The sequence below is a fragment of the Streptomyces bullii genome, assembly GCF_042657145.1.
Taxonomy (GTDB): domain Bacteria; phylum Actinomycetota; class Actinomycetes; order Streptomycetales; family Streptomycetaceae; genus Streptomyces; species Streptomyces bullii.
Genome location: NZ_JBHSNY010000002.1, coordinates 254,793 through 266,387, shown reverse-complemented (window position 1 = coordinate 266,387; position 11,595 = coordinate 254,793). Strand labels below are relative to the sequence as shown.

Here is an 11,595-nt window from a genome sequence, read left to right as displayed (position 1 = left end):
TTCAGCACCATGTCCCAGACAGCTCCGTGGTGGCGCGACGCCGTCATCTACCAGGTCTACATCCGCAGTTTCGCCGACGGGAACGGCGACGGCGTCGGAGACATCGCCGGCATCCGCTCCCGCCTGCCCTACCTCAAGTCCCTCGGTGTCGACGCCATATGGATCAACCCCTGGTACAAGTCACCGATGGCCGACCACGGTTACGACGTCGCCGACTACCGCGCCATCGACCCCGTCTTCGGCACACCGGACGAGGCCGAACAGCTCATCGAGGAAGCCCACCGGCACGGCATCCGCGTCATCCCCGACATCGTGCCCAACCACACCTCCGACCAGCACGCCTGGTTCCAGGCGGCACTCGCGGCCGGACCCGGCAGCCCCGAGCGCCTACGCTACGTCTTCCGGCCCGGCCGCGGACCCGACGGCGCCCAGCCGCCCAACGACTGGGTCTCCTGCTTCGGCGGACCGGCCTGGACCCGGCTGCCCGACGGCGAGTGGTACCTGCACCTGTTCGCGCCCCAGCAACCCGACCTCAACTGGCAACACCCCGAGGTGCGGGGCGAGTTCGAAGACATCCTCCGCTTCTGGTTCAGCCGGGGCGTCGACGGCTTCCGCATCGACGTCGCCCACGGACTGGTCAAACACCCCGAACTCCCCGACCTGCCCCCGCGTACGGAGCCGGCGGTGCTGGGACCGCTCTCACGCCGCGACCCCGCCGAGCACCGGTGCCGGCAGCATGTCGACCACCCGCACTGGGACCGCGACGAGGTCCACGAGATCTACCGGACCTGGCGCAAGGTGGCCGACGAGTTCCCCGGCGACCGCTGCTTCGTCGCGGAGGCGTGGGCGGACACTCCCGAACGGCTCGCCGCCTACGTCCGCCCGGACGGCCTGCACACCGCGTTCAACTTCGACTTCCTCATGTGCGGCTGGGACGCCAAGGACCTGCGCGCGGTCATCGACGACTCACTCGCCATGCTCGGCGCGGTCGGCGCACCGGCCACCTGGGTCCTGTCCAACCACGACGTCATGCGCCACGTCAGCCGCTACGGCCGCCGCACGGTCACACGCTGGACGGCGGGCGAACCGTACGTCCCCGACGGCCCCCTCGACCTGGACCTCGGCACCCGTCGCGCCCGAGCGGCCGCCCTGCTGATGCTGGCCCTGCCCGGCGGCGCCTACATCTACCAGGGCGAGGAACTTGGCCTGCCGGAGGTCGAGAACCTGCCCGAGGCGGTCCTCCAGGACCCGATCTGGGAACGCTCGGGGCACACCGACCGAGGCCGCGACGGCTGCCGAGTACCGATCCCCTGGTCGGGACGCACGGCCCCCTACGGCTTCAGCCCCGACCACACGTCCACCGCCCCCTGGCTGCCCCAACCACCCGACTGGGCGGACCGCACCGCGACCGCCCAGACCGGGAACGCCACCTCGATGCTGGAGTTGTACCGCACCGCCCTGCACCTGCGCCGCGACCACCCCGCACTCGGCGACGGCGACATGACCTGGCTGGAGACCCCCGACGGCGTCCTCACCTTCGCCCGGGACCCAGGATTCGTATGCGCCGTCAACCTCTCCACCGACCCCCACCCCCTGCCACCCCACACCACCGTCCTCCTGTCCAGCGCCCCCGTCACGGACGGCCTGCTGCCACCTGACGAGGCGGTGTGGCTGGAGGTGTAGCGCGGAGGAGGGATCGTCCGCCCCCGGGCGTCCCCGTTCCGGCAGCGTCGGCGTGAGCTGTCCGACACCGGTGGGTCTTCCTTCGCCGGGCTTCGCGGTCGAGCATGTGGACGGTCACGTCCCGTTCGCCCTGGCTCGTGTGAGTGGCCATGATGGAACTCCGCAGGCAGGGCCGCGCTCCTGGAGGCCGCCGCATGACCGAACGCCCCGCAGACCTGCCGCTGTCCGGCATCACCGTCGTCAGCGTGGAGCAGGCGGTGGCCGCCCCGTTCGCCACCCGCCAGTTGGCCGACCTCGGGGCCAGGGTCATCAAGGTGGAGCGGCCGGGAGGCGGCGACTTCGCCCGCCGGTACGATACCACCGTGCACGGCGAGTCCAGCTACTTCGTGTGGCTCAACCGCTCCAAGGAGTCACTGACGCTCGACCTCAAGGCCGAGCGGGGCCGGCGTATCCTGGAGCGGCTGCTCACGGACGCCGACGTGTTCGTGCAGAACCTGGCCCCGGGCGCGGCGGTCCGCCTCGGCCTGGGGGCACAGGACCTCGCGGCGCGCCACCCGTCCCTGATCCCGTGCTGCGTCTCCGGGTACGGCACCAGCGGACCGTGGGCGGACCGCAAGGCGTACGACCTGCTGGTGCAGTGCCAGACCGGCCTGGTCTCGCTCACCGGCAACGAGCACGGCTCCGCCCGGGCCGGCATCTCCGTCGCCGACATCGCCGCCGGCATGTACGCCTACTCGGGCATCCTCACCGCCCTGTTCGCCCGGGCCACCACAGGCGTCGTACGGCCCGTGGAGGTCTCGCTGTTCGAGGCGCTGGCCGAGTGGATGCACCAGCCCGCCTACTACACCCGCTACGGCGGCAGCCCGCCCCCGCGGATCGGCACCCAGCACGCCACCATCGCCCCGTACGGCGCCTACACCGCGGCCGACGGCAGGGACGTGCTGTTCTCCATCCAGAACGAACGCGAGTGGGTCGCCCTGTGCGAGCGGTTCCTGAGGCGCCCCGAACTCGTCGACGACCCGCGCTTCGCGACCGGCGACGACCGCGTGGCCCACCGCGAGGAACTGAACACGATCGTCGCCGCACGCTTCGCCGAACTGGACAGCGAGGAGATCGGGAAGCTGCTGGACGAGGCGGGCATCGCCAACGCCGGGGTCAACGAGATCGAGGACTTCCTGAACCATCCCGTCCTGAGCGCCCGGGACCGCTGGCGCGACGTGCGGATCCCCGGAGGAGCCGAGGTCTCCGCCCTCCTGCCACCCGCCGACCTGGCCGGCACCACCCCGCGCATGGACGCCGTCCCCGCCGTCGGCGAGCACACCGAGAGCATCCTGACCCAACTCGGCTACGACGCGGCCGCGATCGCCGCCCTGCGCACCGACCGCGTCATCTGAACCGCCCGGGCACCGGACCGCTGCCGGCGCGCACCACGAGGTCCACGGGGACGAGGGTGCCGGTGCGCGCGGGCTCGTGCCCACCGTCGATACCGTCGATGCGGTTCAGCGGCAGACGCAGCGAACGGGTGCCGATCTCGGCTGACCAGGGGGTGCCGTCGTGGAGGGGGCTCTCCACCAGGGGAGTGTCCAGGTCGCTCTCCGCCAGGGCCCGGCCCACCCACAGTTGCGGGGCGATGGCGATCACTCCGTCGGCGCCCTCGGCCGACAGCCGGTTCACGGCCTCGACGACGGTGCCGTGGTCGGCCGTGTCCAGCGCGATGGAGCTCACCAGGTAACCCGCCTCCACGGCAGCGCCGTTCCGGATCATCTCCGCGCGCTGTCAGTCTGGGATCGCCAGCGGTCCAGTTCCTCCCTTACCGGAGGGCGCTACCCACAGGCGCCGCGACTGGCCGGGCTTGCCGCCCGCGCGGGTCTGCTCGGCGCGCTGGGCGGGGTTCAGGCCCAGGCCGGAGTGGAGGTCCACCCGCACCGACGGGGCCACCTCGTCCTCTGCGTGGATCAAGCGGTGTCGTCCCGGGTATCCACCCGTGGCGCGGTACTCACCCGGCGGCCACCGGGGGCACTTCTGACGCCCGCGGCCCGCCCGCTCACCTTCCGCCCGACTCCCACGGACAGGCAGGCCGACCATGACGGACCCTCTCGACAGCCCACCCGCGGCCCGGCAGCTCCAGGTGGAGACGCACGGCCTGGACGTGATCGGCGACGCCGAACGCAAGGGCACACCCCGGACGCTGTTCTGGCCGTGGTTCGGAGCCAACGTCTCCGTCCTCGGCCTGAGTTACGGGGCGTTCGTCCTCGGCTTCGGGATCTCCTTCTCGCAGGCCCTGGCCGCGGGAGTGATCGGCATCGTCTTCTCGTTCCTGCTGTGCGGCCTCGTCGCGGTCGCGGGCAAGCGCGGCTCCGCGCCGACGATGGTCCTCAGCCGCGCCGCGTACGGGGTGCGCGGCAACCGTCTGCCGTCGGCGATCTCCTGGATCCTGACCGTCGGCTGGGAGACCGTGCTGTGCGCCCTGGCCACCCTGGCCACCGCCACGGTCTTCGGACGCCTCGGCTGGGGCGGCGGCACCGAGACCAAGGTGGTGGCGCTGATCCTGGTCAGCGCGCTGACCGTGGTCGTCGGCGTGATGGGCTTCGACCTGATCATGCGGCTGCAGACCGTGATCACCGTCGTCACGGGTGTGCTCACCCTCGCCTACGTGGCGCTCGTCGCCGACCATGTCCGGTGGAGCACCGTCGACGCGATCCCGGCGGGCTCCGCCCAGCAGTTCGTCGGCGCGCTCGTGTTCATGATGACCGGCTTCGGCCTCGGCTGGGTCAACGCCGCCGCCGACTACTCCCGCTATCTGCCCCGCACCTCGTCGTCGCGGGGCGTGGCCGGCTGGACCACCTTCGGCGCCTCCCTCGCCCCGCTGCTCCTGCTGGTCTTCGGGCTCCTGCTGGCCGGCTCCTCCAGCAGGCTGGACGCGGCCGTGGCCGCCGACCCGATCGGCGCGCTGACCACGCTCCTGCCCACCTGGTTCCTGGTGCCGTTCGCCGTCGTCGCGGTGCTCGGCCTGGTCGGCGGCGCGGTCCTCGACATCTACTCGTCCGGACTGGCCCTGCTCTCCGCGGGCCTGCGGATCCCCCGGCCGCTGGCCGCCCTGGCCGACGGCGTGCTGATGATCGCCGGCGCGGTCTACATCGTGTTCGTCGCCGACGACTTCCTCGGTCCGTTCATGGGCTTCCTGACCACGCTGGGCGTGCCCATCGCCGCCTGGTGCGGCATCTTCCTCGCCGACCTGGCGCTGCGCCGCCGCGCCTACGACGAGACCGACCTCTACCGCCCGCACGGCCGCTACGGCGACGTACCCGCCGTCCCTCTCCTGCTCACCCTCGCCGCCACCGCCGTCGGCTGGGGCCTGGTCACCAACGCGGCCGCCGGCTGGCTGGACTGGCAGGGCTATCTGCTGGCCCCCCTGGGCCTCGGCGGCCGCACCGGCTCCTGGGCGTACGCCAACCTGGGTGTCCTGGCCGCCCTCGCCCTCGGCTTCCTCGGCACGCTCGCACTGCGGCGCGCACGCGTGCGCCGACAGGAGGAGCGGGCGCCGGGCCGGGCGGACGCGCGGGAGTCGACCGTTCGAGGCGAAGGAGGCTCCCAACATGGACGACGTCCCGCGGGCTGACGAGGCGGCCGGAGCCGACCGCCTGGCCGGACGGCTCGCCGTCATCGACATGCAGCACGTCTGGAGGACGGAGCCGCGGCCCTCTTCACGGACGGTGCCCTCACCGAGGCGGTCACGCGCACCCCGGAAGCCACGGTGTACCGCGTGGAACCGGACGGCACCGCACCGGCGGCGTCCGCGAGCACGCCCTGGACTGCCGGCCACTGGACCGGCCGCTCCCCGCGGGCCGGTAGACCGTCCGCCCGGCGAGAGCACCTGTGTCGTGGCCGGCGAACCTCATGCGCAACGGAGGATTGCGCCGGGCACGACCGGGTACGCGAGGCAGGACGCGCCCGGGAGCGATCATGTCCCGGGTGGGCCGCACTACCGCCGCTACCAGGGGATCTGCCATGGAGACACCCGCGAACAACAACGCCCCCACGCCGGCCCAGCGCGCCCTGGACGTGCTCGCCGAGAACACCGAGGACCAGGCGGCGCTGGACGCCCTGGCCAACAGCGATGTGCTCGTCCCCGTGCCCGACGACGCGAGCGACGAGGACGCCGCGAACCCCTCGGCGGTGGCGCTGCCCGTGCTGGAGCAGCCGGGCGGCGAGCCGGTGGTGCCGGTGTTCACTTCAGAGATGGAGATGACCGACCTGCTGCCGTTCGTCTCCCGCTACCGCCTCGTGCCCCTCGGCGCCCTCGCCGCGCAGTGGCCCGCCGACGACCTGTCGCTCACCATCGACGGCAGCTCGTCCCACCGTCTGACGCTCACCTCGGAGGGAGTGCGCACCCTGCTGGCACGCCCCCAGTGACGGGGTGAGATGCACCGGGCCGGCCTCCCCGGCCGGTGAGCGTCACCGGCCGGACGCGGCCTCGCCGTCGCCCAGCGTGCGCGCCAGCGCCGCGCGCTGCAGCGGCAGCACCTCGGCGTGCAGGTCGCGGCCCTTCTGCGTCAGGGAGACGAAGACGCCGCGCCGGTCCTCCGCGCACATGGACCGCGTCACCAGGCCGTCCTTCTCCAGCCGCGCGATGAGGCGGGACAGCGCGCTCTGACTGAGGTGGACACGGCCGACCAGGTTCTGCACCCGGCAGTGGTCGGCCTCCTCGGGCGTGGCGTTCGCGAGGATGTCGAGAACCTCGAAGTCGGACGCGCCCAGACCGTGCGGGTGCAGGGCGCGGTCGATCTCGCACAGGGTGCGCGCGTGCACCGACAGGATGTCCCGCCACCGCTCCTCGAGCCGCGCGTCGGCCGTCTTCGCTGCCATACCCGAACGGTAACACCGCAGCGGCCATTCGATGAACGTGCAACTACCGTCGGGCGGCCACCGGCCACCGGCCGCCGCCTCAGGCGGGTGGGTCCTGCAGAAGCCCGACCAGGTTGCCGTCGGCGTCCCGCACGAAGGCGATCAGTCGGCCGCCGCCGACGTCCTGCACGTCCTGCAGCGGCTCCGCGCCCGCCTCCGTCAGGGCCGCGAGGCTCGCCCTGATGTCGGACACGTGCCAGTAGGGGACCGGACCGGTCATCCCCTTGGCGTGGCCGTTGGGGTCAAGGCCCACGTCCTGCCCGGCGTCCTTGAAACCGACGTAGTAGGGCACGTCCGCGTACGGTTCCACCCCCAGCAGGGCACTGAACAGGGCCTTGGCCCGGCCGAGGTCCTTCACGGGGTAGATGATCGTCTTGAGACCGGCGGTCATGGCGTACTCCTCCTCGCGTGGCCGACGTCCGAAAGCGTCGGTGCTGCCACGCTAGGCCGGGGAGGCGGAGCACGGCTTCTCCGATCCTGACCGGTTGCCACGACCGACAGGCGACGGGCCGGCGCACACTCGACCGGCCCGGGGGTGCCCCGGCCCGCCTCGACGCGGACAGGCGGCCCGTCCGGTGCCACCCGCCCACGGCCACCCACCGCCGCGCAGCCCTACGTCGACTCCCGCTTCACCAGTTCCGTCGGCAGGATCACCGCGGCCGGGTCCTCGCCGCCGATCTGGGCGAGGAGCACCCGTACCATCTCCGCGCTGATCCGGTCCCACGGCTGCCGGATGGTGGTGAGCTCGGGGCTGGAGGCGACGGCGGCGGGGGAGTCGTCGAAGCCGCCGACCGCGACGTCCTCCGGTACGCGGCGCCCGGCCCGGTGCAGGGCCGTCAGCACGCCCTGCGCCATCAGGTCTGAGGCGACGAACACGGCGTCCATGTCGGGCGCCTGCGCCAGCAGCCGCTCCGCGCCCGCCTCGCCGCTGGCCCGGCTGTAGTCGCCGGAGACGACGAGGTTCTCGTCGAGGGCGACGCCCGCCTCGGCGAGCACCTCCTTGTACCCCGCGAGGCGCTCGACGCCGCCGGGCGTGTCCTGCGGGCCGGTCACCATGCCCACCCGGCGCCGGCCGAGCGACAGCAGATGGCGGACCATGTCGCGGGCGCCGTCGCGGTCGTCGGCGGCCACGTAACTCACCTTGGAACCCAGCCCGATCGGCTTGCCGCAGGCGACGAGCGGCACACCGGCCTCGCGCAGCCGCTCGGCGACCGGGTCGCCGGAGTGGCTGGAGACCAGCAGCACCCCGTCGACGTGCCCCGCGGTGATGTACCGCGTGATGCGCCGCCGTTCGTCCTCGGTGCCCGCCAGCATCAGCAGCAGCGGGATGTCGTGCGCGGCCAGCGCCTGGGTGCAGCCGCGCAGCAGGACGTTGAAGTTGGGGTCCTCGAAGAACCGCTCCTGCGGCTCCGTGAGCAGGAAGCCGATCGAGTCGGAGCGCCCGGTGATCAGGGAGCGGGCGTGCCGGTTGACGACGTAACCCGTCTTGCGGATGGCCGCGTTGACCGCCTCCTGGGCGGCCGGGCTGACGTAGTGGCCGCCGTTGAGCACGCGCGAGACGGTGCCGCGCGAGACCCCCGCCTCGCGCGCCACGTCGTGGATCGTCGGCGGCCTGCGTCGGCCCCCCGAAGCGTTCATGGTCATGACTTTACGGCCCCGGACAGCAGATCCAGACTCCAGAACCGCTGGATGACCAGGAAGAGGGCGACCAGCGGCAGCACCGCGAGGAACGCGCCCGTGATCACCAGGGTGTACAGCGCGGGGGTGTTGGCGCCCTGTTCCAGGAGCGTGTGCAGGCCGAGCGTGATCGGGAACTTCTCGTCGTTGCTGAGCATGATGTACGGCAGCAGGAAGTTGTTCCAGATCGCCACGAACTGGAACAGGAACACCGTCACCATGCCGGGGATCATCATCGGCAGCGCGATCCGGGTGAAGATCCGCCACTCGCTCGCGCCGTCCATCCGCCCGGCCTCCACCACGTCGGCGGGCACGGCGGCCGCGGCGTAGATCCGCGACAGGTACACGCCGTACGGCGAGAGGATCTGCGGCAGCAGCACCGACAGGTAGGAGTCGGTCAGGTCGGCCTTCGCCAGCAGCAGGTACTGCGGGATCGCGAGGATCACCGGCGGCATCAGCACGCCCGCGAGCAGCACGTTGAACATCGTCTCGCGGCCCCGGAAGCGGTAGGTCGCCAGCGCGTAGCCGCTGAACGCCGAGACGCACGTCGACAGCAGCGCGCCGAGACCGGCGTACAGCGCGGAGTTGCCCATCCACTGCCAGTACACGCCGTCGCGGTAGGCACTGAGGTCGGAGAAGTTGTCGGCGAAACCGGTGCCTGGCAGGAACGTGAACGTGGAGAACAGCTCACGGCCGGACTTGGTCGCGGCGATGACCACCCAGGCCACCGGCAGCAGGCAGTAGGCCGCGCCGAGCAGCAGCGTGATCGTCGGGAGCAGCGCGACACGGCGGCGCAGCGGCGAACGGCCCTGGGCGGTGCCGGGCGTGGTGCCCGCCGTGGGCTCGGCCTTGCCGATCGCAAGAGTACTCATCGTGCCGTCTCCTGCTTCTGACGACGGTTCGCGGCCCGCAGGAAGCCGAAGGACAGCAGCAGCGTGACCAGGGCGATGATCGTCGCCTGGGCGGCCGCCGCGTGGATGTCGCCCTTGCCGAAGGCGTCCTGGTACACCTTCATCAGCGGACTCCAGGTCGTGGACACGGAGTTGGTGAGCGGCTTGAGGGTGGTCGGCTCGCTGAACACCTGGAGCGTCGCGATGATCGAGAAGAAGAACGTCAGCACCAGCGAGGGCGCCACCATCGGAATCTTGATCTTCAGCGCGATCTGCAGCGGCGAGCAGCCGTCCAGCTTCGCCGCCTCGTATACCTCGGCGGGGATGGCCTGGAGCGAGGTGTAGATGACGATCATGTTGAAGCCGGTGCCGCCCCAGACGGCGATGTTGGACAGGGCGAGGTACAGCGGACCGCCGTCCAGCAGATCGGGCTGCGGCAGGCCCAGCCGGTCGAGCACGAAGTAGAAGGGGCTCACGTCCGGCAGGTAGAGGAAGCCCCACAGCAGGGCCGCCACGACGCCGGGGATGGCGTACGGCAGGAAGATCGCGAGCCGGGTGAAGGGGGCGAGGCGCACCTTCTCCGCGTCGAGCATCAGGGCGAACAGCAGGGCGAGCCCGAGCATGACCGGGACGACGATGCAGCCGTAGCCCAGCACGCGCAGCGCGCCGTGCAGCAGCTCGCTGTCGGAGAGGGCGTCGGTGTAGTTCTCCAGCCCGGCCCACACCTCCTTGCGGGCGCCGGAGCCCAGGCCCAGGCCCGAGACCTTCACCTTGCGGAGGCTGAGCCAGACCGCGTAGCCGATGGGCAGCGCGAAGAACAGCGCGAAGAGGACCGTGGCAGGGAGGAGGAAGAAATAGGGTGCGCTGCGTGCTCGTTCGACGCTGGTGGTCGGAGCAGGGAGGGCGTACGGGGCCCCCTTGACCCCGTACGGCCTCCGGCGTGCCGTGCTTTTCACCGAGCGACCTCGAAGCCCTGCTTCTTCATGTCGGCGACCGTGTCGTCCTGCATCTTGTCCAGGGCGGCGACGAAGTCGGACTTGTTCTTCGCGGCGGCGCCGAAGGCGTCCTTGAAGCTCGTGTAGGCGACGTTGACGTTCGGGCCCCACGCGGAGGGCGCGGTGGTCTCCGCGATCTCGGCGGCCTTGGTGTAGAAGTCCGTCTGGTTCGAGAAGTAGGCCGGCGGCTTGAGGAAGGCGCCGCTGGTCTGGGCGTTGGTGGCGGCCGGGTAGATGCCGCTCTCCTTGGCGAGCGCGTTCAGGGCGTTGCCGTCGGTGTTCAGCCAGGCGGCGAACTTCGCGGCGGCCTCCTGGTGCTCGGAGTCGGTGGTGACGGCGGTGGAGGAGCCGCCCCAGCTGCCGGTGACGTTCTCGCTCTCGGACCACTGGGGGAGCGGGGCCATGGCCCACTTGCCCTGGGTGTCGGGCGCGGCCGTGGTCAGCGTGCCCGGCGCCCACACGGCGCTGACCCAGGCGAGCTGCTTTCCGGTGTTGAGTGCCTTGTTCCAGGCCGGGGTGTACATCGGCTGGTTGTCGATGGCGCCCTCCTTGACGAGGCCGCCCCAGAACTCGGCCACCTTCTTGGTCGCCGCGTCGTTGATGCCGACCTTCCACGTCTCGCCCTGGGTCGTCCACCACTTGGCGCCGGCCTGCTGGGCCAGGCCCGCGAAGAGGCCGGAGTCGTTGGCGGAGAAGGTGGTGAGGTCCTTGTCCGGGGCCTTCTTCTTCAGTTCACGGGCTGTCTCGGCGAACTCGTCCCAGGTGGTGGGGACGTTCAGGCCGTACTGCTTGAACAGGTCCTCGCGGTAGTAGAACATCATCGGCCCGATGTCCTGCGGCACCGCGTAGACCGCGTCCGTGCCCAGCGTGGTCTGCTGCCAGACGCCCTCGGCGAAGCTGCTCTTGGTGTCGCCCACGGTGTCCGAGATGTCCGCGAGCGCGTCGTTGCTGACCAGGGTGGGCAGCGCCTGGTACTCGGCCTGCACCAGGTCGGGAGCCTTCTTCGCCTTGTGCGCGGTGAGGATCTTGGTGACCAGCGTGTCGCCGGACGCCTGCTTCTTCACCGTGACGGTGATCTGTTCCTTCTTGCCGGGCCCCTTGTTCCACAGGTCGACGACCTTGTCCATGCCGGGCGTCCAGGTCCAGTACGTCAGCGAGACCGGTCCCGACTCGGTCTCGCTGTCCCCGGATTCCGAGCCGCAGGCGGCGAGGGCGGTGGTGCCGAGCGTTACGGCGACGGCGGACGCCACGAGGCGACGGCGCTTCGTGTACGGCATGGATCTCTCCCCTGACCTGGGTCCCCGCCCGCTGCGGGTGACCTGCCATGCAGATAGGCGCTGACCTGGGCCCCGCCCGTCGCGAGGCCCTGTCACGCTTCTGTGAGCGTTCACAGTAGAGAAACATCCCGGACACTTGTCAATGGTTGTTGCTGTGCGGTTATGTTG

General features: G+C 71.2%; 11 protein-coding genes and 1 pseudogene. 4 read left to right on the top strand and 8 right to left on the bottom strand.

Annotated elements, in window-relative coordinates; translation table 11 throughout:
• Positions 1–9 precede the first annotated feature (9 nt).
• A complete protein-coding gene (locus ACFPZJ_RS05370) occupies positions 10–1,683 on the top strand; it encodes a glycoside hydrolase family 13 protein (protein ID WP_381017935.1) in 1,674 nt (557 codons plus the stop codon).
• 194 nt (positions 1,684–1,877) lie between these two features.
• Positions 1,878–3,077, top strand: coding sequence for a CaiB/BaiF CoA transferase family protein (locus tag ACFPZJ_RS05365; RefSeq protein WP_381017932.1), 1,200 nt, complete (start codon positions 1,878–1,880; stop codon positions 3,075–3,077).
• A 148-nt stretch (positions 3,078–3,225) separates the two neighbouring features.
• On the opposite strand, the pseudogene ACFPZJ_RS05360 reads toward ACFPZJ_RS05365, so the two are convergent.
• Together ACFPZJ_RS05360 and ACFPZJ_RS05355 are read right to left on the bottom strand one after the other, a co-directional pair.
• A pseudogene (locus ACFPZJ_RS05360) lies at positions 3,226–3,438 on the bottom strand (LacI family transcriptional regulator); the annotation flags it as partial.
• Positions 3,439–3,459: 21 nt separating this feature from the next.
• Positions 3,460–3,642, bottom strand: a complete 183-nt coding sequence (locus ACFPZJ_RS05355; protein ID WP_381017929.1) for a hypothetical protein — start codon at positions 3,640–3,642, stop codon at positions 3,460–3,462.
• 124 nt (positions 3,643–3,766) lie between these two features.
• Here ACFPZJ_RS05355 and ACFPZJ_RS05350 point away from each other — a divergent pair, with 124 nt between their 5' ends.
• A complete protein-coding gene (locus ACFPZJ_RS05350) occupies positions 3,767–5,302 on the top strand; it encodes a purine-cytosine permease family protein (protein ID WP_381017926.1) in 1,536 nt (511 codons plus the stop codon).
• 389 nt (positions 5,303–5,691) lie between these two features.
• The gene (locus ACFPZJ_RS05345; RefSeq protein WP_381017923.1) at positions 5,692–6,096 is read left to right on the top strand and encodes an SseB family protein; all 405 of its coding nucleotides are present in this window, start codon (positions 5,692–5,694) and stop codon (positions 6,094–6,096) included.
• A gap of 42 nt (positions 6,097–6,138) precedes the next feature.
• Here the strand turns inward: ACFPZJ_RS05345 and ACFPZJ_RS05340 are convergent, their stop codons facing one another.
• The 6 genes from ACFPZJ_RS05340 to ACFPZJ_RS05315 all read right to left on the bottom strand — a co-directional run bounded on the left by ACFPZJ_RS05340 (position 6,139) and on the right by ACFPZJ_RS05315 (position 11,427).
• The gene (locus tag ACFPZJ_RS05340) at positions 6,139–6,549 is read right to left on the bottom strand and encodes a MarR family winged helix-turn-helix transcriptional regulator (RefSeq protein ID WP_381017920.1); all 411 of its coding nucleotides are present in this window, start codon (positions 6,547–6,549) and stop codon (positions 6,139–6,141) included.
• 79 nt (positions 6,550–6,628) lie between these two features.
• Positions 6,629–6,979 (bottom strand): VOC family protein, encoded by a 351-nt coding sequence (locus ACFPZJ_RS05335; protein ID WP_381017917.1) that lies wholly within the window; start codon positions 6,977–6,979, stop codon positions 6,629–6,631.
• Between the two features lie 221 nt (positions 6,980–7,200).
• Positions 7,201–8,232: a LacI family DNA-binding transcriptional regulator gene (locus tag ACFPZJ_RS05330; RefSeq protein WP_381017914.1), complete on the bottom strand. Its 1,032-nt coding sequence runs from the start codon at positions 8,230–8,232 to the stop codon at positions 7,201–7,203.
• Positions 8,229–9,137 carry a carbohydrate ABC transporter permease gene (locus tag ACFPZJ_RS05325; RefSeq protein ID WP_381017912.1) on the bottom strand — a complete coding sequence of 303 codons (909 nt, stop codon included), beginning with the start codon at positions 9,135–9,137 and terminating at the stop codon, positions 8,229–8,231. Before ACFPZJ_RS05325 ends, ACFPZJ_RS05330 begins: the two co-directional genes overlap by 4 nt.
• Positions 9,134–10,111, bottom strand: coding sequence for a carbohydrate ABC transporter permease (locus tag ACFPZJ_RS05320; RefSeq protein WP_381017910.1), 978 nt, complete (start codon positions 10,109–10,111; stop codon positions 9,134–9,136). Before ACFPZJ_RS05320 ends, ACFPZJ_RS05325 begins: the two co-directional genes overlap by 4 nt.
• Positions 10,108–11,427: an ABC transporter substrate-binding protein gene (locus ACFPZJ_RS05315; protein WP_381017907.1), complete on the bottom strand. Its 1,320-nt coding sequence runs from the start codon at positions 11,425–11,427 to the stop codon at positions 10,108–10,110. The genes ACFPZJ_RS05320 and ACFPZJ_RS05315 overlap by 4 nt, the downstream gene beginning before the upstream one ends.
• Positions 11,428–11,595: the final 168 nt, after the last annotated feature.